23 protein-coding genes are annotated in these 25,544 nt (G+C 70.2%); 19 read left to right on the top strand and 4 right to left on the bottom strand.

Going from position 1 to position 25,544, the window contains the following annotated elements:
- Positions 1–111: 111 nt before the first annotated feature.
- Positions 112–1,731 (top strand): glycoside hydrolase 43 family protein, encoded by a 1,620-nt coding sequence (locus tag G3I71_RS24130; RefSeq protein ID WP_164317157.1) that lies wholly within the window; start codon positions 112–114, stop codon positions 1,729–1,731.
- 82 nt (positions 1,732–1,813) lie between these two features.
- Positions 1,814–3,859 carry a non-reducing end alpha-L-arabinofuranosidase family hydrolase gene (locus G3I71_RS24125; protein WP_164317156.1) on the top strand — a complete coding sequence of 682 codons (2,046 nt, stop codon included), beginning with the start codon at positions 1,814–1,816 and terminating at the stop codon, positions 3,857–3,859.
- Between the two features lie 41 nt (positions 3,860–3,900).
- Here the strand turns inward: G3I71_RS24125 and G3I71_RS24120 are convergent, their stop codons facing one another.
- Both G3I71_RS24120 and G3I71_RS24115 read right to left on the bottom strand, forming a co-directional pair.
- Positions 3,901–4,665, bottom strand: a complete 765-nt coding sequence (locus G3I71_RS24120) for a CoA-transferase subunit beta (protein WP_164317155.1) — start codon at positions 4,663–4,665, stop codon at positions 3,901–3,903.
- Entirely contained in the window at positions 4,662–5,540 is an 879-nt protein-coding gene (locus tag G3I71_RS24115) for a CoA transferase subunit A (RefSeq protein ID WP_164317154.1), read from the bottom strand. The genes G3I71_RS24120 and G3I71_RS24115 overlap by 4 nt, the downstream gene beginning before the upstream one ends.
- Before the next feature lie 147 nt (positions 5,541–5,687).
- On the opposite strand from G3I71_RS24115, the gene G3I71_RS24110 reads away from it, so the two are divergent.
- The 6 genes from G3I71_RS24110 to G3I71_RS24085 are packed head-to-tail and all read left to right on the top strand — an operon-like array spanning position 5,688 to position 10,874.
- Positions 5,688–6,779, top strand: coding sequence for a nitronate monooxygenase family protein (locus tag G3I71_RS24110; protein ID WP_164317153.1), 1,092 nt, complete (start codon positions 5,688–5,690; stop codon positions 6,777–6,779).
- Positions 6,780–6,835: 56 nt separating this feature from the next.
- Entirely contained in the window at positions 6,836–7,600 is a 765-nt protein-coding gene (locus G3I71_RS24105) for an enoyl-CoA hydratase family protein (RefSeq protein ID WP_164317152.1), read from the top strand.
- 3 nt (positions 7,601–7,603) lie between these two features.
- A complete protein-coding gene (locus G3I71_RS24100) occupies positions 7,604–8,734 on the top strand; it encodes an acyl-CoA dehydrogenase family protein (RefSeq protein WP_164317151.1) in 1,131 nt (376 codons plus the stop codon).
- 9 nt (positions 8,735–8,743) lie between these two features.
- Positions 8,744–9,790: an acyl-CoA dehydrogenase family protein gene (locus G3I71_RS24095; RefSeq protein WP_164317150.1), complete on the top strand. Its 1,047-nt coding sequence runs from the start codon at positions 8,744–8,746 to the stop codon at positions 9,788–9,790.
- A complete protein-coding gene (locus G3I71_RS24090) occupies positions 9,787–9,996 on the top strand; it encodes a hypothetical protein (protein WP_164317148.1) in 210 nt (69 codons plus the stop codon). Before G3I71_RS24095 ends, G3I71_RS24090 begins: the two co-directional genes overlap by 4 nt.
- Positions 9,993–10,874, top strand: coding sequence for an SDR family oxidoreductase (locus G3I71_RS24085; protein WP_164317146.1), 882 nt, complete (start codon positions 9,993–9,995; stop codon positions 10,872–10,874). Before G3I71_RS24090 ends, G3I71_RS24085 begins: the two co-directional genes overlap by 4 nt.
- 166 nt (positions 10,875–11,040) lie before the next feature.
- On the opposite strand, the gene G3I71_RS24080 is transcribed toward G3I71_RS24085, so the two are convergent.
- Both G3I71_RS24080 and G3I71_RS24075 read right to left on the bottom strand, forming a co-directional pair.
- Positions 11,041–12,441 (bottom strand): cytochrome P450, encoded by a 1,401-nt coding sequence (locus tag G3I71_RS24080; protein WP_164317144.1) that lies wholly within the window; start codon positions 12,439–12,441, stop codon positions 11,041–11,043.
- Positions 12,442–12,629: 188 nt separating this feature from the next.
- On the bottom strand, positions 12,630–13,736 hold the full coding sequence (locus tag G3I71_RS24075; RefSeq protein WP_164317142.1) for an FAD-dependent oxidoreductase: 1,107 nt from the start codon (positions 13,734–13,736) through the stop codon (positions 12,630–12,632).
- Between the two features lie 302 nt (positions 13,737–14,038).
- Between G3I71_RS24075 and G3I71_RS24070 the strand changes: the two genes are divergently transcribed.
- The 11 genes from G3I71_RS24070 to G3I71_RS24020 all read left to right on the top strand — a co-directional run bounded on the left by G3I71_RS24070 (position 14,039) and on the right by G3I71_RS24020 (position 25,464).
- Positions 14,039–14,638 (top strand): acyltransferase, encoded by a 600-nt coding sequence (locus tag G3I71_RS24070; RefSeq protein WP_164317140.1) that lies wholly within the window; start codon positions 14,039–14,041, stop codon positions 14,636–14,638.
- A gap of 311 nt (positions 14,639–14,949) precedes the next feature.
- Positions 14,950–16,116 (top strand): hypothetical protein, encoded by a 1,167-nt coding sequence (locus G3I71_RS24065; RefSeq protein ID WP_164317138.1) that lies wholly within the window; start codon positions 14,950–14,952, stop codon positions 16,114–16,116.
- Positions 16,113–16,883 (top strand): WecB/TagA/CpsF family glycosyltransferase, encoded by a 771-nt coding sequence (locus tag G3I71_RS24060; RefSeq protein WP_164317136.1) that lies wholly within the window; start codon positions 16,113–16,115, stop codon positions 16,881–16,883. The genes G3I71_RS24065 and G3I71_RS24060 overlap by 4 nt, the downstream gene beginning before the upstream one ends.
- On the top strand, positions 16,883–18,142 hold the full coding sequence (locus G3I71_RS24055; protein WP_164317134.1) for a nucleotide sugar dehydrogenase: 1,260 nt from the start codon (positions 16,883–16,885) through the stop codon (positions 18,140–18,142). Before G3I71_RS24060 ends, G3I71_RS24055 begins: the two co-directional genes overlap by 1 nt.
- A 3-nt stretch (positions 18,143–18,145) precedes the next feature.
- On the top strand, positions 18,146–19,279 hold the full coding sequence (gene wecB, locus G3I71_RS24050; protein ID WP_164317132.1) for a non-hydrolyzing UDP-N-acetylglucosamine 2-epimerase: 1,134 nt from the start codon (positions 18,146–18,148) through the stop codon (positions 19,277–19,279).
- A 51-nt stretch (positions 19,280–19,330) separates the two neighbouring features.
- A complete protein-coding gene (locus G3I71_RS24045; RefSeq protein WP_164317130.1) occupies positions 19,331–20,212 on the top strand; it encodes a chain length determinant protein in 882 nt (293 codons plus the stop codon).
- Positions 20,175–21,728 carry a lipopolysaccharide biosynthesis protein gene (locus G3I71_RS24040; RefSeq protein WP_164317128.1) on the top strand — a complete coding sequence of 518 codons (1,554 nt, stop codon included), beginning with the start codon at positions 20,175–20,177 and terminating at the stop codon, positions 21,726–21,728. Before G3I71_RS24045 ends, G3I71_RS24040 begins: the two co-directional genes overlap by 38 nt.
- 5 nt (positions 21,729–21,733) lie before the next feature.
- The gene (locus G3I71_RS24035) at positions 21,734–22,882 is read left to right on the top strand and encodes a hypothetical protein (RefSeq protein WP_203731175.1); all 1,149 of its coding nucleotides are present in this window, start codon (positions 21,734–21,736) and stop codon (positions 22,880–22,882) included.
- A complete protein-coding gene (locus G3I71_RS24030) occupies positions 22,879–23,676 on the top strand; it encodes a glycosyltransferase family A protein (protein ID WP_164317124.1) in 798 nt (265 codons plus the stop codon). The genes G3I71_RS24035 and G3I71_RS24030 overlap by 4 nt, the downstream gene beginning before the upstream one ends.
- A 127-nt stretch (positions 23,677–23,803) precedes the next feature.
- Positions 23,804–24,481 (top strand): class I SAM-dependent methyltransferase, encoded by a 678-nt coding sequence (locus G3I71_RS24025; protein ID WP_164317122.1) that lies wholly within the window; start codon positions 23,804–23,806, stop codon positions 24,479–24,481.
- A complete protein-coding gene (locus G3I71_RS24020; RefSeq protein ID WP_164317120.1) occupies positions 24,475–25,464 on the top strand; it encodes a class I SAM-dependent methyltransferase in 990 nt (329 codons plus the stop codon). Before G3I71_RS24025 ends, G3I71_RS24020 begins: the two co-directional genes overlap by 7 nt.
- Positions 25,465–25,544 lie beyond the last annotated feature (80 nt).

The following is a 25,544-nucleotide window of genomic DNA, read 5'->3' as shown; positions in this document are numbered from 1 at the left end:
AGATGCCCGAAGACACGGCCATCGTTCGATATAGCGAACACTGAGAGCCGAGTTCCTCGCCACCGCCCGACTTCGCACACCTCTTAGCCCCCAGACAAGAGGAGCGCTCACATGTCATGGCTCCATCAATCCTGCACGCGCCGGAACACGCTGACCACGGCGACCGGCCTGGTCGTGGGAGCGGCCCTGCCCGGAACACCAGCCGCAGCCGCACAGCCAGTCCCGGCAGCCGCGCAGTATGCGAACCCCGTGCTCTGGCAGGACTTCGCGGACATCGACATCATCCGTGTCGGTGACACGTACTACTACTCGGCGTCGACGATGCACTACTCCCCCGGGGCGCCGATCCTCCGCTCGTACGACCTGGTGAACTGGGAGTTCGCCGGCCACTCCGTGCCAGTCCTGGACTTCGGGTCCAAGTACGACCTGAACGGCGCCCGCGGTTACGTACGCGGCATCTGGGCGTCGTCGCTCGCCTACCGCCCGAGCAACCGCACCTTCTACTGGCTCGGCCAGATCGACTTCGCCCGCACCTACGTCTACACCGCGACCAGCGTCGAGGGTCCCTGGAGCCGGCTCACGACGCTCAACACGGCCTACTACGACGCGGGTCTGCTGGTCGACACCGACGACACCCTGTACGTGGCGTACGGCAACAGCACCATCAGCGTGGCCCAGCTCTCGGCGGACGGCCGCACACAGGTCCGGGCGCAGCAGGTGTTCAGCACGCCGTCGAGCATCGGCACCCTGGAGGGCTCCCGCTTCTACCGGATCAACGGGAACCACTACATCTTCCTGACCCGCCCGGCCAACGGCCAGTACATCCTGAAGTCGACGAGCGGCCCCTTCGGCCCGTACACCCTGCGTCAGGTCCTCCTCGACCTGCCCGGGCCGCTCTCCGGCGGCGGTGTCCCCCACCAGGGCGGGCTCGTGCAGACGCAGAACGGGGCCTGGTACTACCTGGCCTTCGTGGACGCCTTCCCCGGCGGCCGGGTCCCCGTCCTGGCGCCGGTCACCTGGACCTCGGACGGCTGGCCCGTCGTGCAGCTCGTCAACGGCGGGTGGGGCGCGTCGTATCCCAGTCCCGTCGTCCCGTCGCCGCCCCGGCAGGTCGCCCCGATGACGGGCGTCGACACGTTCGACGGTACGACGCTCAAGCCGAAGTGGGAGTGGAACCACAACCCGGACAACACCAAGTGGTCGGTCGGCAACGGCCTGACCCTGCGGACCGCGACCGTCACCAACGACCTGTACTGGGCCCGCAACACCCTCACCCACCGCGTCCAGGGCCCCACCTCGACCGCCACAGTCCAGCTCGACTTCTCGGCGATGCGGGACGGCGACCGGGCCGGACTCGCGCTCCTGCGTGACTCCTCCGCGTGGATCGGCGTCAGGCGCGACGGCGGTGCGAACCGGCTGGTGATGGTCAACGGGCTGACCATGGACGGCAGTTGGAACACCACCGGCACGGGGTACGAGGCCGCGAGCGCCGGCGTCTCCGGAGGCCGGGTCTGGTTGCGGGCCACGGCCGACATCCGGCCCGGGTCGTCGCGCCCGGGGACGTTCTCCTACAGCACCGACGGCGTCGACTTCGTCCGGCTGGGGCCCGCTTTCACCATGGGCAACAGCTGGCAGTTCTTCATGGGTTACCGCTTCGCCCTCTTCAACCACGCCACGCAGACGCTCGGCGGCTCGGTCCGCATCGCCCGCTTCGAGCTGTCCACCCCCTGATCGCACCACCCGCATCACCCGCACATGGCAATGGGCACACATCCGCACCCGCATCCCGCACCTGACCGTACGAGGAGAGCAGATGACCCTTCTGAAACGAGCAAGTCGGCGCCGGGCACCGGCGCTCGGCCTGTTGGCCGCGACCGCGCTGATGGCGACCGGCACCGCCTCGGCCGTGCCCGCGACCGGGGCCGGAGCGGACGTCCGCGCCACCACTCTGGGCGCCCAGGCGGCCCAGTCCGGGCGGTACTTCGGGACCGCGGTGGCCGCCGGCAAGCTCGGCGACACCACCTACGCGACCATCCTGAACCGTGAGTTCAACATGGTCACGCCCGAGAACGAGCTGAAGTGGGACACCACCGAGCGCACGCGCGGCTCGTTCAACTTCGGCCCCGGCGACCAGATCGCCAACCAGGCCTCGTCGCACGGGCAGCGCCTGCGCGGCCACACCCTGGTCTGGCACTCCCAACTGCCCAGCTGGGTCAGCTCGATCACCGACGCGAACACGCTGCGCAGCGTGATGAACAACCACATCACCACCGTGGCGAACCACTACAAGGGCAAGGTCTACGCCTGGGACGTCGTCAACGAGGCCTTCGCCGACGGCGGGAGCGGCACACACCGAGCCTCGGTGTTCCAGAACCTGCTGGGTGACGGCTTCATCGAGCAGGCCTTCCGCACCGCGCGGACGGCCGACCCGGCGGCCAAGCTCTGCTACAACGACTACAACATCGAGAACTGGACCGACGCCAAGACCCAGGGCGTCTACCGCATGGTGCGTGACTTCAAGGCGCGCGGTGTGCCCATCGACTGCGTCGGCCTCCAGGCCCACTTCGGCGCCGGCGGCCCGCCGTCGAACTTCCAGACCACGCTGTCGAGCTTCGCGGCGCTCGGTGTGGACGTACAGATCACCGAACTCGACATCGCCCAGGCATCGTCGGCCGCGTACACGAACACCGTCCGGGCGTGTATGAACGTGGCGCGCTGCACCGGGATCACGGTGTGGGGCATCCGGGACAGTGACTCGTGGCGCAGTGGGGACAACCCGCTGCTGTTCGACCGCAACGGCAACAAGAAAGCCGCCTACCAGGCGACACTGACCGCACTGGGCGGCAGCGCGGCCACGGTCGCGGCGCAGACCACGAGCACCCGCTCGGGCGCCTCGGCGGCTGCCCTGCCCACCAGCTTCAAGTGGAGTTCCAGCGCCGCGCTGATCGGGCCGAAACCGGACGCCACCCACAACATCGCGGCGCTCAAGGACCCGACGGTCGTCTACTACAACGGCAAGTACCACGTGTTCGCCAGCACGGCGAGCGCCTCCGGGTACAACCTGGTCTACCTGAACTTCACCGACTGGTCGCAGGCGGGTTCGGCCACGCACTACTACCTGGACCGCACCGCGATCGGCACCGGATACCGGGCCGCGCCCCAGGTCTTCTACAACGCCCCGCAGAAGCTGTGGTATCTCGTCTACCAGACGGGCAACGCCTCGTACTCCACCAACTCCGACATCAGCAACCCGGGCGGGTGGAGCGCGCCCCGCAACTTCTACTCCGCGATGCCCGACATCATCAAGCAGAACATCGGCACCGGCTACTGGGTCGACATGTGGGTGATCTGCGACAGCGCCAACTGCTACCTGTTCTCCTCCGACGACAACGGCCACCTGTACCGCTCGCAGACGACCGTCGGCCAGTTCCCGAACGGCTTCACCAACACCGTCATCGCGGCCCAGGACTCCAACAAGTACGCCCTGTGGGAAGCGAGCAACATCTACAAGGTGCAGGGCTCCAACCAGTACCTGATGCTCGTCGAGGCCATCGGCTCGGACGGCAGGCGCTGGTTCCGCTCCTGGACCGCAGGCAGCCTGACCGGCTCGTGGACGGCGCTGGCCGCCTCCGAGAGCAACCCCTTCGCCCGCGCCAACAACACCACCTTCCCCGCCGGAGCCTGGACCAAGGACATCAGTCACGGCGAGATGATCCGCGCGGGCTACGACCAGACACTCACCATCCCCGGCTGCAAACTCCAGTACCTGTACCAGGGCATGAACCCCAGCGCCACCGGCGACTACAACACGCTGCCGTGGCGCCTCGGCCTGCTCACCCAGACCAACTCCCCCTGCTGAAAGGCCGATTGCCCCGATGAGGTGAGCCGGGGTACCGGGTCCTACGACCCGGTACCCCGGCTCACCTCGCGCTCGCGCAGGCCGCGCGGGTCGACGACCTCACGGATGAGCCGCAGTTCGTTCTCGTCGGGCAGGCGGGTCTCGGGGGCTGCGGTCGCGTCGAGCGCGAAGCCGGTGTTCGCGTGGACCTCCTCCGCGGTGACACCGGGATGCAGCGAGCGCACGCGCAGCCGCCCGTCGTCGCCGTAGTCGAGGACCGCGAGGTTGGTGATCACCACGCCCAGGTGGTGGAATCTCAGCCCTTTGGCGCCGCGCGCACGGTCGTTGCCCACGCCGCAGACCACGTCGACCTTCTCGACGAAGACCTTCGGGGTGTGCCGGGCCACCCAGTAGTCGGTGCGGTGGTTGGCCGTGTTGCCCGGAGCGCCGCGCACACCGATGAGTTGCCGCGTGGGCCGGCGCCAGTCGCCGATGAGGGAGATGTTCTGGTTCCCGTAGCGGTCGATCTGGCTGGCCCCCATCATGCTCTGGCGACGGCCACTGGCGACGATGTCGAAGACCCGCCGGTACGGCACCCAGCCCTCGACGACGCCCCCGTCCGCGGCGGTCCGGCCGAGGGGTGGCGGATCGCTCATGAAATAGGCCTCGCCGTCGGTCAGCACCAGGTCCGGGCTGGTCGTCAGGCGGGCGAGGCGTGCTCCGACCGAGGGCAGCACACCGGCCGTGTGCGCGAGCACCTCCCCGGCATCACGCCATACGTCGGCGCACGCGGCGGCGCACACCTCGGCCCGGGTGATCTCCGTCATCGCCCCTCCTCCTGTCCCTCGCGGTTGGCGTGGAACTCCGCCACGGCCTCGTGGTACGCCCGTTCGTCTCCGTCGAGGAACGTCTTGCGGAACAACTGCCAGGAGTCGGCGTCCCGCGCCGCCGACGCGTAGTGCGTCTGGAAGGCCTCGTCCCGTCCGTAGTCGGGATCGCAGGAGGTGAAGTGGGCGCCCCGGGGTGTCTCGATCACCCCGTTGACGAAGAGCCGGCTGATCAGCAGTGACTGCGCGGGCCCGGCGGCGAGCAGATCCGCCGGCTCCACGATCCGCTCGGTGCTCACATAGCAGCGGTCGGCCGCCATCGCGAACAGGTCGTCGAAGTACGGGTCCGGGCCCAGATACTGGGCGTTGCCCGCCCGGTCGGCCCGGTTGACGTGCACGAGCGCGACATCGAGCCGCAGGGCCCGCATCGCGACGTACTCCTCGTCGGCGTACGGGGAGGCGATCGTCACCAGGTCCGGGTTCATCGTGAGGACGTCGGAGCCGAGGCCCGCGCGCGTCGGCAGGAAGGACAGCCGGCTCGCGGCGGCCCGCAGGCCGGTGACGAACATGCCCTCGTCGTACTCGGCGGTCTCCACACCGCCCCGCTCCCGGACGGCACGGAAGTGCGGGTCGAGGGCGATGCTGTCCAGCGACACGAAGCCGTAGACGAGTTTGCGCACCTTCCCCGCCGCGCACAGCAGCCCCACGTCCGGGCCGCCGAACGTGACGACGGTCAGATCGCGCACGTCGGAACGCAGGAGCTGACGCACGAGTGCCATCGGTTTGCGTCGCGATCCCCACCCGCCGATGCCGATCGTCATGCCCGACTCGACGGTGCCCACGAAGTCCTCCAGGGACATCGACTTGTCACCCATGGACTGATCCCTCCCACGCTCTCACCCTTACGGAGTCTTACCTATCAAACACTTGTTAGGTTACGTTGGCCAGACCGACAACCCCTCGGAAGCCGGGCCCGAGGATTCGTCCCCGCCCCGGCGAGCGGCGCGCGAAGGAGACCCGGTATGAGCGCCCCCATCGCCCCTGTCCATCCCGCCCTGCACACCGCGCTGTGCGACCTGGTCGGCGTCCGCTACCCCATCGTGCAGACCGGCATGGGGTACGTGTCCGGCCCCGAGCTGACGGCGGCCACCGCGGCGGCGGGCGCGCTCGGCATCCTGGCCAGTGCGACGCTCTCCCTCGACGAGACCCGGGACGCCATCCGTGCCGTCCGGGAACGCACCGACGCGCCGTTCGGCGTGAACATGCGCGGCGACTCCCCCGACGTCCTGGAACGCGGTGACCTGTTGGTGCGCGAGGGCGTGAAGATCGCGTCCTTCGCCCTCGCGCCCCACGAACGCGTCATCCGGAAGCTGAAGGACTCCGGGCTGGTCGTCATCCCGTCCATCGGCGCCCGCCGCCACGCCGAGAAGGTCCAGGCGTGGGGCGTGGACGCGGTCGTCGTGCAGGGCAGTGAGGGCGGCGGCCACACCGGGGGCGTACCCACCTCGATCCTGCTCCCGCAGGTCGTGGACGCCGTCGACATCCCGGTCATCGCGGCCGGCGGGTTCCGCGACGGGCGGGGGCTGGTGGCCGCGCTCGCCCAGGGTGCGGTGGGCATCGCGATGGGCACGCGGTTCCTGCTGACCAGCGACAGCACCGTGCGCGACTCGGTCAAGGCCGAGTACCTCGAGCGGAGCGTCACCGACACCGTCGTCACCCCGGTCCTCGACGGCATCCCCCAGCGCGTACTGCGCACCGAGGCGGTGGAACGGCTGCTGCGGGAACGCGCACCCGCGCGACTCGTCCGTTCGCTGCGGCACGCCGTCGCGTTCCGGAAGATCTCCGGCACCTCGTGGTCCGACCTGGTCCGTGAGGGACTGGCGATGCGCCGCAGCCATGAACTGGGCTGGTCCCAGGTCGTGATGGCGGCGAACACCCCGATGATGCTCCGCGCCAGCATGGTCGACGGCCGGACGGACCTGGGCACCCTCGCCTCCGGCCAGATCGCCGGCGTCATCGACGACCTGCCCAGCTGTGCCGAACTCGTCGAACGCATCGTCGCGGAGGCCGACGCCGTCCTCACCCGTCTGACCACGGCCGGAGCGAATCAGTGACCGGTGACCACGGTCGGCCGCGCCGCGATCCGGCCCGCGACACAGGAAGAGAGCCCATGGGCACTGAAATCATCAAGGCCGCCGTCGACGGACGCGGCATCGCAGAGGTCGTCGTCGACTGTCCGCCGGTCAACGCGCTGCCGGTGGCGGGCTGGTACCAACTGGCGGCGACGGTCGAACAACTCGGCCGCGACCCGGACGTGCGAGTCGTGCTGCTGCGTGCCGAGGGCCGCGGTTTCAACGCGGGCGTGGACATCAAGGAGTTGCAGGCCGACCCCGGCCACACCGCCGTCATCGGGGTCAACCGGGGCTGCTTCGCCGCGTTCGCCGCGGTCTACGACTGTGCGGTGCCGGTCGTCACCGCGGTCCAGGGGTTCTGCCTGGGCGGCGGTATCGGTCTCGTCGGCAACTCGGACGTGATCGTCGCGGCCGAGGACGCCTACTTCGGGCTGCCGGAGGTGGAGCGGGGAGCGCTGGGCGCCGCGACGCACCTGTCGCGTCTCGTCCCGCAGCACAGGGCCAGGGCGATGATGTACACCTGCGCCACCGCGTCCGCCGCCGAGCTGCACGCCTTCGGTTCGGTGCTCGACGTCGTCCCGGCCGACCGGCTGCGGGACCGCGCGCTTGAGGTCGCCGCCGACATCGCCGCGAAGAACCCGATGGTGATCCGCGCCGCCAAGGAGGCCTTCAACGGCATCGATCTGTGGGACGTCAAGCGCAGTTACCGCTACGAACAGGGCTTCACCTTCGAGATCAACCTGTCGGGCGTCGCCGCCGAGGTCCGCGACACCTTCGGCGGCCGTCCGGACGGGGAGGGGTGAGCCGTGGATCTGACCTGGAGTGCCGAGGAGGACGCGTTCCGGCAGGAGGCACGGGAGTGGCTCGCGGCGAACGTGCCGGCGGACCCGCTGCCGTCCGGTGACACCCGCGAGGGGTTCGCCGCCCATCTGGAGTGGGAGCGCGCGCTGTTCGAGGCCCGCTGGTCGGTCGTGTCCTGGCCCGGGGCGTACGGCGGCCGGGACGCGTCCCTGTGGGAGTGGCTGGTCTTCGAGGACGAGTACCACCGGGCCGGGGCGCCCGCCCGGGTCACCCAGAACGGCATCTTCCTGCTGGCCCCGACCGTCTTCGCGTTCGGTACGCAGGAACAGCAGCGGCGCATCCTGCCGAGGATGGCCGCCGCCCAGGACCTGTGGGCGCAGGGCTGGTCCGAGCCCGGCGCGGGCAGTGACCTCGCCGCCATCCGCAGCCGGGCGGTCCGGGACGAGGGGGCCGGTGGCTGGCGGCTGACCGGCCAGAAGACCTGGACGACCCGCGGCGCCTTCTGCACCCACCTGTTCGGCCTCTTCCGTACGGACCCGGCGGCGGAGCGCCACCGCGGCCTCACCTACTTTCTCGTTCCGCTGGACGCGCCCGGCGTCACGGTCCGCGGATTCGAACGCCTGGACGGTGACGAGGGGTTCGCCGAGGTCTTCCTCGACGACGTCCTCGTGCCCGACGCCGATGTGCTCGGCGGGGTCGGGGAGGGCTGGCGGGTGGCGATGGCGACGACCGGGTCCGAGCGCGGGCTGACCCTGCGCTCCCCCGGCCGCTTCCTGCGCACCTCCGACCGGCTGCTCGATCTGGCGCGGGCGACGGGGCCGGGGCCGCATCAGGAGCGGGTCGTGCAGTCGTGGATCGAGGCCCAGGCCTACGAGTTGTTCACCCTGGAACAGGTCACCTCGATCGTCGAGGGACGGCAGGTCGGCGCCGAGTCCAGCCTGAACAAGTTGTTCTGGTCCCAGCTCGACATCGCCCTGCACGAGACGGCCGCCGATCTGCTCGGTCCCGAGGCGGAGATCGACGGGCCCTGGAGCCGGGGCTTCCTCTTCTCGCTGGCGGGTCCCATCTACGCCGGAACGAACGAGATCCAGCGCAACATCGTCGCCGAGCGGCTGCTCGGCCTGCCGAGGAGGTGACCGGAAGCGATGCGCTTCGCCATAGACGAACGGGACGCGGCTCTCGCCGAGGCCGCCGCCGAGGTGCTGGCCAAGCAGGCCGGCGCCGAACAGATCCGGGCCGGTTGGCCCGGTGGCCGCGCCGAGAGCGTCGACGCCGTGTGGCGCACACTGGCCGGCGTCGGTGTCACCGGTGCCCTGGTCCCAGAGAACGCCGAAGGCAACGGTCTCGGCCTCGGCCTCGACGAGAACGCGCTTCCGCCCTTGATGGAGACGCTCGGACGCAGCGGTCTGCCGGTCCCCGCCGCCGAGGTCGTGGCCGTCGCCGCGCCCTTGCTAGCCGCTGCGGGCGCGCCCCAACTCCCGGCCGTGCTAAGGGGATCGGCGCTGCTCACCGTGTCCCTCACCCCCGACGCCCCGGTCCCCTTCGCCGCACGCGCCGACCTGATCGCTGTGCCCCATGGCGACGGGCTGCGCCTGTACACGCGCGACGAGGTGGAGACCGACCCGGTCGATTCGGTGGACGGCTCGCGGTGGTTGGCCCGGGTCCGGGTTCCGGCGGGCGGAGGGCTTCTGCTGGCCGAGGGGCCCGCCGAGTTGGCTGTCGCGTACCGTCGCGGGGTGCTGGCCACGGCCGCCCTGCTGCTCGGACTCGCCGGCCGGATGCTCGAACTGACCGTGGCCCATGTCCGGGAGCGGCACCAGTTCAGCGTACCGGTCGGCTCGTTCCAGGCGGTCAAACACGCCCTGGCCGATGTGGAGTTGGCGGTACGGTTCGCCCGGCCCGCGGTCCTCGCGGCGGGCTGGGCGCAGGCGGCCGGGGATCCGGAGACCGCCGTACGGACGTCGATGGCCAAGGTGCTCGCCTCGGAAGCGGCCCGGAAAGCGGCCCGTACGGCGATCCAGTGCCATGGCGCCATGGGGTACACCACCGAGTACGACCTCCATCTGTACGCCAAACGGGCCTGGGCTCTGGCCGCGGACTGGGGCGGCCCGACGGAGCACCGCGAGTCCATCGCGCGGCGGCTGGGCCTCGCCGGGGCGGCGGACATCGGCAGTGAAGGGGCAGCCACGTGAGCGGAATCCCTCCGGAACGAGTCGTCGTCACCGGAGCGGGCCGGGGCCACGGTCGCGAGTACGCCCTCGCACCGGCCGGCGAGAGGGCCCAGGTCGTGGTCAACGCCCCGGGCAGGACCGCGAAAGCGGTGACCGAGGAGAACAGGGCGAACGGCGGCACGGCTGCGGCCGGCCCGGACATCGGCAGTGAAGGGGCAGCCACGTGAGCGGAATCTGTCGGGACCGGGTCGTCGTCGTCACCGGAGGGGGGCAGGGCCTGGGGCGCGAACATGCTCTCGCGCTGGCCGCCGAAGGTGCCCGGGTCGTGGTCAACGACCTGGGCGAGGCCGCGAAGGCGGTGGCCGAGGAGATCGGGGCCGCCGGTGGTACCGCTGTCGCCGATCTGGGCGACGTCAGTGACTGGGGGTACGCGGAGCGGCTGATCGGGCGGGCCGTCGACGAGTTCGGCGCGCTGCACGCCCTGGTGAACAACGCGGGCATCAATCGCGACCGGATGCTGGTGTCCATGACCGAGGCGGACTGGGACCTGGTCCTCAAGGTCGACCTCAAGGGGCATGCGGCGCCACTGCGGCACGCTGCCGCGTACTGGCGGGAGCAGAGCAAGCAGGGCCGACCGGTCGACGCCAGGGTCGTCAACACCAGTTCGGGCGCCGGGTTGTTGGGCAGCGTCGGTCAGGGAAACTACGGCGCCGCGAAGGCGGGCATCGCGGCGCTCACTGTGATCGCCGCCGCCGAACTGGCCCGGTACGGCGTCACCGTGAACGCGATCGCCCCCTCCGCCCGCACCCCGATGACCGAGGCGGTCGAAGCGTTCGCCGAGAAGATGCGCGCACCGGAGTCCGGCTTCGACGCCCCGCACCCCGGCAACGTGTCCCCGCTGGTGGTGTGGCTGGCGTCGGCCGGGTCGGGGGACGTCACCGGCCGCGTCTTCGAGGTCGAGGGCGGCATGATCGGCCTCGCCGACGGCTGGCAGCACGGACCCCAGCGGGTACGCGACCGCCGCTGGACCCCCGACGAGATCGGCCCGGCGGTACACGGACTGCTCACCGAAGCGCCCTCGCCCGCGCCGGTGTACGGCGCCTGAGCGCGGGCTGCGGATGCGCGCCCCTGGCGCAGCGCCCGGCAGACCCGAACCGGCGCCCCGACGAGGTCGGCCGCCGGTGGCCCGGTGGCTCGGCCACCGGGCCACCGGGCCGAGGTCACGCGAAACCTCGGCACGCCCAACAGGGCGGCCCGAGGCGGCGGTTACGTCAGCGGCCGGTGCGGATGAGCCCCGTGAGATAGCGCCACAGCGAGGAGCGCTGCCGCGCCGTCGGGTCCGGCAGTTCCGTATCGGCGGACTGCGTCACCGGGTCGTACGCCAAGCGTCGCTCGGGCACCGGGGCGAGTTCGTACCGGACGGGCAGCGACCGCAGGCCGCGCATGAACGGCGATGAGCGCCAGGGCAGTTGGTCGACGGGCAGGGCGAGGTCCAGGTGCGAGAACCGCTCGAAGAGCCGACCCACTCCGACCGACGCGACCGTCGACGCGAGCTCGCGCGCCGGGCACTGGCGTGGGCCCGCGCCCCAGGACAGGTGCGCCCGGGTACTGACCGTGGTGCTCGGGCACACGTTCCCGGCGAAGAGGGGGTCGGCGTGTGCCGCTGCGGCGGAGACCCACACCGGGTCGCCCGCGCGGATCGTGTACTTGCCCAGTGCCGTGTCCCTGGCCGCGAAGCGGGGCACGAAGTTGACGAGCGGCGGCTTGCGCATGACCACCCGGTTCATGGTCTCCCTGACCATCCCGGCGGACAGGCTGGCCCGCACGCCGCCCTCGCCCGAGATGACCTCGACCACCGTGTTGGAGATGAGGATGCCGACGTGGTCGGAGGTCATGCCCAGCAGCATGAACAGCTCACGGGCCAGTTCGTCGAGCGAGAGTTCGGGGTGCGCGGCTATCAGGTACGACGGGAAGTCGTCCCCGGGCTTGTCCAGTTTCACCGCCGCCAGTTCGGCCAGGGTCGCGAGCAGCCGCTCCAGGGCGGGCTCCGCGTCCGGGCCCGCGTCCAGTACCCGCCACATGTCCATCAGCGCGTCGTCGCCCTGTGAACCGGGGAAGCCGAGCAGACGGCTGGCCACCATCAGCGGCAGGGGCCGGGAGAACTGGGCGGACAGGTCCGCCAGGCCCGTGCTGCCGCCCTGGCCCATCAGGCTGATCAGTTCGTCGGCGTATTCGGTGACGGCCCTCTTCAGCCGCCTCGCCTGGGGATGGCCCGGATCCTGGAACGGCTTCAGTGCCACGTCCCACGCAGCCCGCAACGGCCGGTATCCGGGGCCGCCCTGGATCAGCACATGGTTGACTTCAAGGGACGGTCCGAGCGGCCAGTCGGCGGGTACTCGGCCCTCCGAGCGGGCCGTCCAGTTCTCCAGCCCCTTCGGCCACCCGTCGTCGTCCTGGAGCACCTGGAGCGACTCCCGGTAGCCCAGCACCAGCCAGGCGGGTACGCCCAGCAGGTCGACCGGCGCGACCGGGCCGTGCCGCTGCCGCAGCCGTTCGTACACGAGCGCGGGACGCGTCTCGTAGTCCCTGGTCAGCAACGGTTCAGGGGACATCTCCTCCAACCGTGTGCCGTCCAGGTCCACGGATCCGCCGTCGCCCCACTGGGATTTCATCGTCGCGCCGCCCCTCCAACACTCCCCGTACCGGCTTACGTTCAACCGGTAGTTGGAAACGGTGGGGACCCTACCGCAGGACGTACGGCGGAGTAACAACGGGGGCACGAACCGCAGTTGAGGACCCCGTGAAGACGGCTTCCACATGATCGCCGCGCGGCCTCCACATGGTCTCCACGCGAGCGGGGTCAGGCCGCCGTGTATCCGAGTTGGCGCCTCATGTAGGGGGTCATGAGGGTCTTGGCCTTGGCCAGGGTGGCGGTGCGGCCGCCGAGGACCGCGGTCTCGCCGCCGGGCACGGGCACCATGGTCACTCCGTCGGCGGCGCCGAACGGCACGACGAGCGGGGTGCGGTGGATCGGACGGTAGAAGCGCGGCTGCCTGCGATGCTTGCCCGAACCCTGGAGGTAGGCGCGGATGTTGTGGAAGGCGAGGTCCGCCTGGGCGAGCGCGACGGGGGTGATCTTGAGTTCGCTGACGTCGTTCACGTCGCCGACCGCGAACACGTCCGGCCAGCCCTCGACCCGGAGCGTCCGGTCGACCCTCACATGGCCGGAGGGGTTCAGCCAGTCACTGTGGCCGGCCATGCGCAACCAGAAGGTGTTGGGGGTGGTGCCCGTGGCCCAGAAGGAACGGTCGGCGTCGATGACGTTGCCGTGGGCGTCGCGGTAGGTGCCGAAGTCGTTGCCGGGCGACATGAAGGAGTCGAGCCGGACCTCCACGTCATGGGCTTCCAGCCAGGCTCGGGCCCTGTTCCCGGCCCGTTCGCTGCCCGTGGCGTGGAGCAGTATCGACCCGGAGTGGGCGAGGGTGACCCGGGCGTCCGGCCGGGCCAGGCGGATCTCGGCGCTGAGTTCGACACCGGAGGGCCCGCCTCCGACGACGAGGACATGCTCCGCGGCGGCGATGTTCCGCTGGTGCCCGGCGAACGCCTGGGCCGCCTCCTCGACGGTGGTGCCGGTGAAGCGGGCCGGTTCCGGATAGTCGGCGCCGGTGGCGATCACCACCACGTCGTACGGGAGGCACTCGCCCGTGGCCAGCACCACCTGCCGCTCGGCGGTGTCGACACGGACCGCCTTGCCCACGGCCACCCGGCCGTTCCTCAGCAGTCGGTCGTACGGAATGAACGGAGCGACCGTCCATTCCGGGTGTACACCGGCACGCAGGGAGGCAATACGGTGGAAGAAGACCTCCTTGCGGTCCACCAGGGTGACGTTCGCCGTCTCGTCCAGTCGTTTCGCCAGCCGCACGCCGGCATAGCCGCCGCCGATCACTACTACGTCGCCGTCACGCACACCGAGTCTCCTGTGCCTGTGGGGGGAGCGAGCACCGGGGCGTGTGGGCGCCGTCGGCCACTCGACTGCCGTCGAGAGTAGCGCTTGAAACTTAAAGAGCCGAAGAACTTCGGTGTGCATTCTGTGAATGCGACGGCACGGATGGCCGGCTCCGGCCGTCGACCACGCCTCCAGGCCGGGACTGCCGGAACGTCGGGCCTACCCGAGCGCGGGCGCCGGTCACCCTCACCCCTTGATCCGGCGTAAGTATGGTGATCTCGTGAAAGCACTGCTGTTGTCCCGGTGAAGAAAGGTTCAACCAGGTGAGCTCCAGGATCCAGCCGACCGCCCAGGTCGACGAAACGGCCACGCTCGGCGACGGGACCACGGTCTGGGATCTGGCCCAGATACGGGAGGACGCCCAACTGGGCAGCGGCTGCATCGTGGGCCGGGGAGCGTATGTCGGCCCGGGGGTGCGGATCGGCGACAACGTGAAGCTCCAGAACTACGCGCTGGTGTACGAACCCGCGGTGCTCGGCGACGGGGTGTTCGTCGGCCCGGCGGCGGTTTTCACCAACGACCACTTCCCCCGCTCGGTGGACCCGGAGGGCCGGCTCAAGCGCGGCGGCGACTGGGAGGCCGTGGCGGTGGTCGTCGGCGAGGGCGCGTCGGTGGGGGCCCGCTCGGTGTGCGTGGCGCCGGTGCGCATCGGCCGTTGGGCGCTCGTCGCCGCCGGCGCCGTGGTGACCCGGGACGTGCCGGACTTCGCGCTCGTGGTCGGCGTTCCGGCACGCCGGATCGGCTGGGTCGGGCGGGCCGGCGTACGGCTTACCGAGCGGGAAGGCGAGTCGGGCGTATGGGAGTGCCCCGAGACGGGCGCGCTGTTCGAGGAGAAGGACGGCGAACTCGTCGAGCGCGCGTAACTTTTGCGTCCCACAAAACGCAAATCTTCGAACATCTACAGGCATAACATGTGTACGAACTATGCAGACCAAGCACAATGAGCACACTGACCAGTGCCCAGGGGGGGTTACCGGGTGGATACGCCTGCGCCGAAAGCGAGGAGCGACAACCGCTCCGACGCTTTACGTCCGACGCCTGATGTCTGATGTCTGATTCCTGACGTCCGATGTCCGATGTCTGACGTTTGATTCCGCCGCGTGCCCATTCCGCGCCGTGGCGGTCACCAGTCTGTTCACCACAGGACCCACAGGGGGGTTGGTGTGCCCAAACCATGACCACCACACGTCTGACAGCGCTCGGTCGTGAGGAACCACCGCTGCTCGCGCTCGCCCAACGGCTGCTCACGGTCGCCGAGTCGGGGCTGCCGTCGATGCTGCTCCCCGGCGGTGAGACCTTCGTCTTCACCATGATCGGGCGGGAAGCCCCCGGCGGTTCCTGGACCTTGGAGCGGCGCGGGACCAGCACCCGGTACGCGGCCATCACCGCGCTGGGCGCCCAGTACCTCCCCGAGGACCGCCAGCGCGCGGTGCTCGGCGGCCACACCGCGCAGGAGTTCACGGGTCTGCTGGTCCAGTCACTGCCCACGGTGACCAACCTCGGTGACGCGGCGCTGATCGCATGGGCCGCCGCCGAGACCGACCACCCCAAGTTGTCCGACGCGCTCGCGCGGGTCGACGCCCTGGACGACGAGAGCCGGCCGCAGTACACCGTCGAGGCGGCGTGGGTGCTGTCCGCCCTCGCGGCGGCACGCGGCACGGTCGACGTGGAGAGAGGTTTCACCGCGGCTCGGGACCGCCTTCTGCGGGCCCGGATCGGGGACAGCCCGCTGTTCCCGCACGCCACCGGACCCGGCCTGGTGCCCTGGTACCGGTCACATGTGAGCTGCTTCGCGGACCAGACGTATCCGCTCCAGGCCCTGGCCCGCGCACACGCCAGCGGCGACGGTGACGGCGATCCGGAGGCGCTGGCCGCCTCCGAGGCGTGCGCGGCGCGCATCTGTGAACTGCAGGGCGACGGCGGGCAGTGGTGGTGGCACTACGACGCGCGCACCGGCGGCGTCGTGGAGGGCTACCCGGTCTACAGCGTCCACCAGCACGCGATGGCACCGACCGCCCTGTTCGATCTGACCGACGCGGGCGGCAGCGACTTCGGCGCGTCGATCCGCAAGGGCCTGCGCTGGATGACGGACGTGCCCGAACTGGCCGCAGGGAACGAGGAGTCGATGATCCTCGACGAGCTCGGCGTCACCTGGCGCAAGGTCTACCGGGGCGACCCGAAGAAAGCCGTACGCGCCGCCCGGGGACTCGGCACCCGAGTCACTCCGAACCTCCGGCTGAAGTCCCTGGACCGGGTGTACCGCCCGGTTTCCGTGGACCGCGAATGCCGGCCGTACGAATTCGGCTGGATGCTCCACGCCTGGCTTGGGGGACGAATATGAGCGAGCGCCGGACCCTGTTCGGGGTCGAGCTGGACCCGCTGACCATGGACGAGACAGTGCGGCGCTGCCTCGAAGCGGTCCGTCACAGCAGACAGCTGGAGATCGGGGTGGTCAACGCCGCGAAGCTGGTGAACATGCGGCGCGATCCGCGGCTCGCCGCCGCGGTGGCCGGCTGCGATCTCGTCGTCGCCGACGGACAGGCCGTGGTCTGGGCCGCCCGGGTGCTGCGCGCCCCGCTGCCGGAACGGGTGGCCGGTATCGACCTGTTCATGCGGTTGCTGGCCGAGGCCGAGACGGCGGGCATGTCCGTCTACTTCCTGGGCGCCAAGGAAGAGGTGCTGGAGGAGATGCTGAGCCGGGTGGCCGACCGCTTCCCCGGCCTGAAGGTGGCCGGCAGCCGCAACGGCTACTTCGACGACTCCCAGCAGGAAAGCATCGCCGGCGCGATCGCCGAGAGCGGCGCCCAGATGCTGTTCCTCGGCATGACCTCGCCGAAGAAGGAGATCTTCACCGCCGCCTACGGCGAACGCACCGGCGCCCACGTCGTGCACGGCGTCGGCGGCTCCTTCGACATCCTGGCCGGGATCACCAAGCGGGCCCCCGAGGTCTGGCAGCGGTGGGGAGTCGAGTGGCTCTACCGCGCGCTGCAGGAGCCGCGCCGCCTCGGCCGGCGCTACGTCACCACCAATACCGCCTTCCTCCTCATGACGGCGCGGGAGCTCATCCGGCTCACCCCGTCACCCGCCTCCGCGAACAGGAGCAACTGATGCGCGTAGTCGTGGTCGGACAGGGATACGTCGGCCTGCCGCTGGCCATCCGCGCCGCCGAGGTCGGACACGAGGTGATCGGCTACGACGTCGACTCCCGGCGGATCAAGACCCTCGCGGCCGGTGAGTCCTTCGTCGAGGACGTCTCCTCCGAGCGGATCCGGGCGGCACTGGACAACGGCTCGTACCGCCCGAGCGAGTCGGCCCGCGACTGCGGCGGTTTCGACATCGCCGTGGTGACGGTCCCGACGCCGCTGCACGAGGGCACTCCCGACCTCCGTTACATCAGGGAGTCGGCGGTCACCCTTGCCCGGTACCTGCGCCCGGGAGCCACCGTCATCCTGGAGTCGACCACCTATCCCGGCACCACCCAGGAGCTGTTCGCGCCGATCCTGGAGGACGGCTCGGGCCTCGCCGCGGGCGCCGACTTCCACCTCGGGTACAGCCCGGAGCGGATCGACCCCGGAAACGCCGTCTGGGGCTTCAAGGAGACCCCGAAGGTCGTGTCCGGGGTCAACGAGGCCTCGCTCAAGGCGGTTCAGGACTTCTACGCGCAGCTCGTCGACACCACCGTGCCGGTGAGCTCGCCCAAGGAGGCCGAACTCGCCAAGCTGCTGGAGAACACCTTCCGGCATGTGAACATCGCGCTGGTCAACGAGATCGCGATGTTCGCCCACCACCTGGACATCGACGTCTGGCAGTCCATCGACGCCGCCTCCACCAAGCCCTTCGGCTTCATGAAGTTCACGCCCGGACCGGGTGTCGGCGGCCACTGCCTGCCGATCGACCCCTCGTACCTGTCCTGGCGGGTGCAGCGCGAACTCGGCCAGAGCTTCCGCTTCGTGGAGCTGGCCAACGACATCAACAACCACATGCCCGAGTACGTGACGCGTCGCATCACCGACCTGTTCAACGACAGACGCCGTTCGGTGAACGGCTCACGCGTCCTGCTGCTCGGTCTGGCGTACAAGAAGAACACCAGCGACGCCCGCGAGTCGCCCGCCCTGCGCATCTCCCAACTCCTGCTCGACATGGGAGCCCAGGTCAGGGCGGCGGACCCGCACGTGGTCGAGAGCCTGCCGGTGGACAGCCGACTGGTGCGGGTCGAACCGACCCCGGAGGAGCTGACGGCCGCCGACGTGGTGGTCCTGCTCACCGACCACGACAGCTTCGACTACGAACTCATCACCGAACACGCCCTCTTTGTCCTCGACTGCCGCCGTCGGCTGTCCGCGGGACCCACGATCGAGGTGCTCTGAACCATGACGCGAGTCATCTGCGTCGCCGGGGCGCGACCCAACTACATGAAGATCAAACCGGTGATGGACGCCCTGGAACGCCGGGGCGCCGAGGTGATCCTCGTCCACACCGGCCAGCACTACGACCCGGCCATGAACGACGTGTTCTTCGCCGACCTCGGCATCCGGCCGCCCGACCGCTTCCTCGGGGTCGGCTCCGGCAGCCACGCCGAGCAGACCGGGCGTGTGATGACCGCGTTCGAACCGCTCCTCGACGAGGTGTCCCCGGACATCGTCGTGGTGGTCGGCGACATCAACTCCACCCTGGCCTGCGCCCTCGTCACCGCGAAGGCCGGGCCGCTGCTGGCCCACGTCGAGGCCGGCCTGCGCAGCCGCGACTGGAGCATGCCGGAGGAGGTCAACCGCGTCGCCACCGACCGGGTCAGCGACTATCTGCTGGCCCCCTCGCCGGACGCCGCAGAGAACCTGCGTGCCGAGGGCTACCGGGACGACCAGATCCACCTGGTCGGCAACGTCATGATCGACACGTTGCTGGCCAACCTGGAGCGGGCCAGGGCCTCGGACGTCCTCGACCGGTACGGCCTGTCCAAGGGCGAGTACGGCCTGGTCACCCTGCACCGGCCCGCCAACGTGGACGACCCGGAGGTCCTGGCCGCGCTGCTGAAGGCCCTGGGCGAGATCGCCGGCCGCTGCCCGCTCCTGCTGCCCGTGCACCCGCGCGCCTCGCAGCGGCTGGCAGACATCGGCGTCCCCGGGGGCATCCGGCTCGTTCCGCCCGCCGGATACCTGGACTTCATCGCCCTCCAGGACTCCGCCCGGATCGTGCTGACGGACTCCGGTGGCATCCAGGAGGAGACCACCGCACTGGGCGTGCCGTGTGTGACCCTGCGGGACAACACCGAGCGGCCCATCACCGTCGAGCAGGGCACCAATGTGCTGGCCGGCCGGGATCCGGCGCGGATCGTGTCCACCGTGAACAGGGTGCTGGACGCCCCGCCCGCACCGCGCAGGCCCGACCTGTGGGACGGCCGCGCGAGTGACCGGATCGCCGATGTACTGCTGGAGGGGGGCACAGCGAGCACCCGGCAGAGACCGACCGACCTGCCGGGAGCCATCGACCGCGCGTTCCCCATATGATCCGCTTGAAACACACGCTCGTAGAACATTTGGCCGCAATGGGGGACCGCCATGGATCTCGCTGAGATCTTCCGTGTCACGCGCAGGCGCTGGTACGTCCTGCTGCCCGGACTGCTGCTGACCGCCGGTCTGGTGGCCGCCGTGGTGATGCTGGTTCCGGTCACCTACCAGTCGCAGAGCACGGTGCAGCTTCTGAACTCCCCGAAGGCCACCGTCGCCTATGGCGGCAACCCCTTCCTCAGCACCCAGACCTCGCTCACCGGCATGGCGGACAGCCTGGCCCGCAACCTCAACTCCGACGGCTCCGTCCGGGAGCTCAAGTCCCGTGGTGCCACCGGTACGTTCGAGGCCAAGATCGCCGACAACGCGCAGGGGCCGCTCATGTGGCTCACGGTCACCGGCACGGACAGGGCAGCGGTCCTGGCCTCGGACCGCATTCTCACCGCGTATGCCACGGACCGACTGGAGCAGTTCCAGGAACAGCAGTCGGTCGACCCCAAGGCCATGATCCAGATGATGACGATCGTGGTTCCGCAGCCGCCGGTGGCGCAGACCAAGACCCGGCTCGAGTACATGATCATGGCCGGCGGCATGGGCCTGGTGCTGAGCCTGATCGCCGTCTTCTACGTGGAGGCGCGCCGCCGGACGCACCCGGCGGCGACCCCGGAGGAACCCGCACCGGCGGTCGACGCGCCCGAGCCGGCGCCGGCGGCCGAGCCCCTTGTCGCCGCCCCCCGGGCGACGGCCGAGGAGTCGGTCGCGGAACAGACGATCGCTCTGCGCACCCCGCCCGCCTGGGCGCGGTCCGCCAACAGGCCCGCCGCGGAGCCGAGAGCGGGACGGGCCGCCACGGTCGTGGCACCCGCCGCCGAGCCGCTCGACGAGGAGTCGACTCATGGACAGCGTTCGCACACCGGACAGCGGGACCGCTGAACCCAGCGACACCCCCGCTCCGGCCGCTGCCCCCTCCCTGGGCGGGAAGGTCCGTTCGGCTGCCCGCTGGAGCCTGATCAACACCGTCGTCATGCGGCTGGGCAACTTCGCGACCGGCATCCTGCTGGCGCGCTTCGCCCTCGGACCGGCGGAGTGGGGCGTCTACGGCATCGCCCAGACCGTACTGCTGGTCCTGCTGTCCGCGAACGAGCTGGGCGTGGGCCTGGCCATCGTGCGCTGGGAGGGCGACGCACGGCGGTTCGCACCGACCGTACTGACCCTCAGCGTCCTCTCCAGCGGCCTGCTGTACGTGGCGCTGTTCGCGGCGGCGCCGACGGTGGCGGGCCTCCTCGGCTCACCGGACGCCGCGGGCGTACTGCGGGTGATGTGCCTGTGCGTGGTGATCGACGGGGTGGCGCAGGTGCCCGCCGGTTTCCTCACCCGGGAGTTCGCCCAGGGCAAGCGGATGGTCGTGGACGCGCTCAACTTCGTGGTCAGCACCTCGGTGACGCTGCTGCTGGCCTTCGAGGGCTGGGGTGCGATGAGCTTCGCCTGGGGAGCGGTGGCGGGGAACGTGGTGACGCTGATCGGCTGCGGGCTGGCGGCACCCGGCACCCTGAAGTTCGGCTGGGATCCCGATCAGGCCCGGGCGCTGCTCAGGTTCGGGCTGCCGCTGGCGGGGGCGAGCATGCTGGCCCTCGCGGTGGTCAACGTCGACACCATGGTGGTCGGCGCGACACTGGGCAATGTGGCGCTGGGTTTCTACGTACTCGCCTTCAACATGTCCGGCTGGCCCGTGCGGATCATCTCCGAGGCCGCCCGCCGGGTCTCCTTCGCCGGCTTCTCCCGCCTGGCCGAGTCACCACAGGCTCTCGCCCAGGGCTTCAGCCGCGCCCTGGGCGTGGTGATCACCGGCACCGTCCCGCTGTGCGTCCTGCTGGCCTGCCTAGCGGAGCCTGCCATCGTGACGATCTACGGAGACCGCTGGGGCCCCGCCGCCGCCGCACTGCCCTGGCTGATGGTCCTCGGCCTGATCCGCATCGGCAGCGAACTCGCCTACGACTGTCTGGTCGCGATCGGCCAGCGCCGCTCGCTCTTCCTGGTACAGGTCCTGTGGCTCGCGGCCCTGGTCCCGGTGCTTCTCGTCGCATCCCGTCTCAACGGCATCGTCGGGGTCTCGCAGGCCCATGTCCTGGTCGCCGGCGGCTTGGTGGTGCCCGTGTTCCTGGTCGCCCTGCACCGTGGCGGCATCGGTTTCGGCCGGGTCGCCAGGGCCTGCGCGTGGCCCTTCCTCGGCGGGGCCGTGATGGCCGCGATCGTCCTCGGCCTGCAGCGGCTGTTCGGCGACGGACGGCTCGCGCTTCTCGCCATCAGCACGATCGCCCTGGCCGGCTACACGCTGTGCGTACTGCCCAGCCGTGACTTCCTGCGCGGCGTCGACCGCAGCGACCGGCCCCACCACGGCCGGCACCGGTCCTCCGCACCGGTCCGGCCTCCCCAAGAGGACATGAGGTGAACCTGATGTCACGGCGCATCAGCCGCAACTCGCTCGTGGGACTGCTGCTCGCAGCGTTGCTGGCGGTCCTCGGCGCGGCCTGCTCGGGCTCCGGCTCGGACCGGTCCGTGTCACAGGACTGCCCGGCCGACGGACCGACCTGCCGTACGGACGGGTCCTCCGCGTCACCGAGCCCGGATCCGTCGGCCACCGTCGGCGAGGCGACGAGCAGCCCCACCGCCTCGCCGTCCCCGACCAGGAAGCCCACCCCGACAGCCAAGCCCACCCCGTCCCGGAAGCCGACCGCGACGCCGGGCACCGGCAGTGCGTCCGGCGCCCCGGCGGCCAGGACCAACTGCGCCTCGCCCGGCGCCTGCGGCTTCCCCGACGCCGACACCACCGGACCGCGGATCGCCCTCAAGCCCCACAACACCGGGTACTGGGCCGTCCGCACCAACGGGCTCGTCATCCGGGGCCAGGACATCACCGGCACGCTCGACATCTACGCCAACAACGTCACCGTCATCGACACCAGGATCACCTCGGACAACTGGTGGGGCATCAACCTGCGCCCCGGTTTCAGCGGCCTGAAGGTCCTGCACTCCACCATCACGGCCGTACCAGGCAAGGGGCCGGACAACGGCGGCGTGGACTACGCGGTGTCGAACATGGGGGTCAGCTCCATCGAGGTCGGCTGGTGCGACGTCTCGGTGTTCGGCGACGCCCTGTCCATGGGGCAGGGGAACCTGCACGACAACTACGTTCACGACATCGAGCCGTTCATCAACCTCGGCGGTGAGTGGCAGCACACCAACACGGTGATCAGCGGCGGCGGCAACACCGGCCACTTGATCATCCGCCACAACACCCTGCTGAACCCGACCAGCCTCAAGCAGGGTGCCTCGGGCAGCATCGGCCTGTTCGCGGACACCGGCGTGGTCCGCAACGTCACCGTGGACGACAACTGGATCGCCGGCGGCGCGTACGCCCTGTACGGCGGTGACACGGGCGCCACCGGGATCAGGGTCACCGACAACATCTTCTCGACGGAGTACCACCCCGCGTCCGGCGGCTACGGCGTCGTCGCCCACTGGAACGCGGGCGGCGCCGGAAACGTGTGGAGCAACAACCGGATGTCCGACGGCCGCCTCGTCCAGCCGGAGCCGTCGTCGTGAGCGGCGTCGTGCGCCGTGTCGCACGGGCGCCCTGGACCCTGCTCAAGGCGTTGTTCGGCTGGCTGGTGCTCTTCGAGGCCAGGAACAAGGTCCTGCTGGCCCCCACCGCGGTGCGGCTGCGCCGGATCGAGAACGCCGAGACCCGACGGCTGGCCGCCGGACTGCCGTCACCGCCCTCGGCGCTGGTCGCCACGGTGATCGCCACCCACCGACGTCCCGAGGCGCTGTGTGCGGCGGTGCGCTCGGCTCTGGACCAGACCGTTCGCGACCAGGTCGTGATCGTCGTCGACGACGGCGCCGGACTGCCCGAACTCCCGGACGACCCAAGGCTGTTCGCCGTCTCGCTGGCACGCAACACCGGCGTGGCGGGAGTCGTGCGCAACGTCGGCATCCGCCTCAGCCGCTCGCGGTACGTGGCGTTCCTGGACGACGACAACCTGTGGGAACCCGACCATCTGGAACGGGCGTTGGCGGTCCTGGAGTCCCCCGGCGGGCCCGACGGTGTCTACACGGCGCTGCGCCGTGTCCTGGCCGACGGAAGCGAGCGGGACGTCCTGTCGGTGCCCTACGACCGGCGCCGGGCCGCCCGCGAGTCCTTCCTCGACACGAACGCCTTCGTCGGCCGCCGCAGTCGCTCCCTGTACTTCAGCCGTCTGCGCCGGACACCGGAGGTGATGCCCCGGGAGGACTGGGAGCTGATCCACCGGTACGCCCGCAGTCACCGGGTGCTTCATGTGCCGCACCCCACCGTCCGCTATCTGGTGAACCCGGCCAGCTTCTACACCCGGTGGTGACGCCCGGATGAAGCCGCCCTGCTACGCCGACCGTTGCTCCTCCCCCGCCGCGCCTCCCCCGCGGTTCTTCTCCCGCTGCTCTCTCCCGCTGTTTCTTCTCCCGTTCCGAACACAGGTGGTTGATCCCATGCCCCGCTCCCGCGCCCTCAGGAACAAGTTCGTCGACGCGCCCGGCTCGCTGGGCGAACGCATGCGCATCGCCCGCTGGGAGCGGTTTCGGCGATGCTTCCCCGGCATCGAGAACATGAGCGTCGTGGACCTGGGCGGGACGGCCGACATGTGGCTGCGCGCACCCGTACGTGCCAAGCACGTCCATCTGATCAATCTGGCGGAGCATCCCGCCGAACTGCCCGACTGGATCACCGCAGAGGTCGCCGACGTCACCGACGAGGCGGTCGCCGCCGAACTGAGCGCCCGCGGCGGCTTCGACCTGGTGTTCTCCAACTCGACCATCGAGCACGTGGGCGGCCACAGCCAGCGTCGGAAGTTCGTCTCGGCCGTCGAGTCACTGGCGCCGCTGCACTGGATCCAGACGCCGTACCGGTACTTCCCCGTCGAGCCCCACTTCGTGGCGCCCGGCTTCCAGTTCCTGCCGCTCGCGGCCAGGGCACGTCTCGTACGCCGCTGGCCGCTTGTCCACAGCCGCCCCGACAGCCCGGAGTCGGCGATGGACGCGGTGATCAACATCGAGCTGCTGACCCGCACCGAAATGCGTTATCTGTTCCCTGGTTCGGTGCTCCTCAGCGAGCGGGTGCTCGGTGCCCCGAAGTCACTCATAGCCGTCAGAACGGAGCCCGTATGCTGAACAACCTGGTCAACAGACATGACGCGGACCGATTACTGCGCAAGTTACGGCGATTGGAACTCGACCCGGTGCTGGCCAAGTTACGGGTGCGGGGCGGCGCACGGGTGGTCCAGCACTGGTCCCAGGTCGACCCGTCGCTGACCGAGTGGTGGGCGATACCGGCGGTCGTCGAACGCTGGAACCTGCTGATGACCGGCGACCCCGACATATCATTTCCCGAGTACGTGGCCGCCGAGCACTTCGCGCCGCGCACCGATCTGCGCGGCCTGTCGCTGGGGTGCGGCACCGGCGGCAACGAACTTCTCTGGGCGAAGACCGGCGCGTTCGGCCTCCTGGAGGGCGTGGACGTGGCGCAGCAACGGATCGACTTCGCCACCCGCGCCGCCGCCGAGCACGGCCTCGCCGACGTACTGCGCTTCCGGGTCAGTGACGTCAACCGGATGGCCGGCGACGGGGAACGCTTCGACGTATTACTGGGCCTGCAGTCGCTGCACCATTTCGACGACCTCGACGAGACCCTGCCCCGACTCTCCCAACTGATCGAGCCCGGCGGGACGTTCGTGGTCGACGAGTTCGTCGGACCCACCCGGTTCCAGTGGACCGACGGCCAACTGGACGCGGCGAACGACCTCCTGGGCCGACTGCCCGAAGAGCGTCGGCGCCTGGCCGACGGCCGGATCAAACACCGTGTCGTACGGCCCAGCAGACTGGCGATGGTGCTGGACGACCCCTCGGAGGCGGTCGACGCGGCGGCGCTGCTGCCGGGTCTGCGGCGCGAGTTCGACGTCGTCGAGGAACGGCCTTACGGGGGGACGGTGTTGCACATCGCGTTCTCGGGGATCGCGCACAACTTCCTTGACCAGGAGTCCGAGACGCTGGCGCTGCTGGAGCGGTGCTTTGCTCTGGAGGACGCGGTCCTCCCTGACCTGGGGCACGATTTCGTTGCCATGGTGTGCCGGCCACGGAGTACGGCAGCGGGCTGAGGGGGTGCCTCGATCTGCTGGCGGCCGGCTGCGGCGCCATCGTGGCTTGTCGCGCCCACGCGGCGGAGCCGCATATCGAT

It is taken from the genome of Streptomyces sp. SID12501, from assembly GCF_010550245.1.
Lineage (GTDB): Bacteria > Actinomycetota > Actinomycetes > Streptomycetales > Streptomycetaceae > Streptomyces.
This window is presented reverse-complemented; position numbering and strand designations above follow the sequence as displayed.

Excerpts from the sequence above, each read along its gene's own strand:
- G3I71_RS24130 (WP_164317157.1), top strand. The coding sequence starts at position 112 with ATGTCATGGCTCCATCAATCCTGCACGCGCCGGAACACGCTGACCACG.
- G3I71_RS24125 (WP_164317156.1), top strand. The coding sequence starts at position 1,814 with ATGACCCTTCTGAAACGAGCAAGTCGGCGCCGGGCACCGGCGCTCGGC.
- G3I71_RS24120 (WP_164317155.1), bottom strand. The coding sequence starts at position 4,665 with ATGACGGAGATCACCCGGGCCGAGGTGTGCGCCGCCGCGTGCGCCGAC.
- G3I71_RS24115 (WP_164317154.1), bottom strand. The coding sequence starts at position 5,540 with ATGGGTGACAAGTCGATGTCCCTGGAGGACTTCGTGGGCACCGTCGAG.
- G3I71_RS24110 (WP_164317153.1), top strand. The coding sequence starts at position 5,688 with ATGAGCGCCCCCATCGCCCCTGTCCATCCCGCCCTGCACACCGCGCTG.
- G3I71_RS24105 (WP_164317152.1), top strand. The coding sequence starts at position 6,836 with ATGGGCACTGAAATCATCAAGGCCGCCGTCGACGGACGCGGCATCGCA.
- G3I71_RS24095 (WP_164317150.1), top strand. The coding sequence starts at position 8,744 with ATGCGCTTCGCCATAGACGAACGGGACGCGGCTCTCGCCGAGGCCGCC.
- G3I71_RS24080 (WP_164317144.1), bottom strand. The coding sequence starts at position 12,441 with ATGAAATCCCAGTGGGGCGACGGCGGATCCGTGGACCTGGACGGCACA.
- G3I71_RS24065 (WP_164317138.1), top strand. The coding sequence starts at position 14,950 with ATGACCACCACACGTCTGACAGCGCTCGGTCGTGAGGAACCACCGCTG.
- G3I71_RS24060 (WP_164317136.1), top strand. The coding sequence starts at position 16,113 with ATGAGCGAGCGCCGGACCCTGTTCGGGGTCGAGCTGGACCCGCTGACC.
- G3I71_RS24055 (WP_164317134.1), top strand. The coding sequence starts at position 16,883 with ATGCGCGTAGTCGTGGTCGGACAGGGATACGTCGGCCTGCCGCTGGCC.
- wecB (WP_164317132.1), top strand. The coding sequence starts at position 18,146 with ATGACGCGAGTCATCTGCGTCGCCGGGGCGCGACCCAACTACATGAAG.
- G3I71_RS24045 (WP_164317130.1), top strand. The coding sequence starts at position 19,331 with ATGGATCTCGCTGAGATCTTCCGTGTCACGCGCAGGCGCTGGTACGTC.
- G3I71_RS24040 (WP_164317128.1), top strand. The coding sequence starts at position 20,175 with ATGGACAGCGTTCGCACACCGGACAGCGGGACCGCTGAACCCAGCGAC.
- G3I71_RS24035 (WP_203731175.1), top strand. The coding sequence starts at position 21,734 with ATGTCACGGCGCATCAGCCGCAACTCGCTCGTGGGACTGCTGCTCGCA.
- G3I71_RS24025 (WP_164317122.1), top strand. The coding sequence starts at position 23,804 with ATGCCCCGCTCCCGCGCCCTCAGGAACAAGTTCGTCGACGCGCCCGGC.
- G3I71_RS24020 (WP_164317120.1), top strand. The coding sequence starts at position 24,475 with ATGCTGAACAACCTGGTCAACAGACATGACGCGGACCGATTACTGCGC.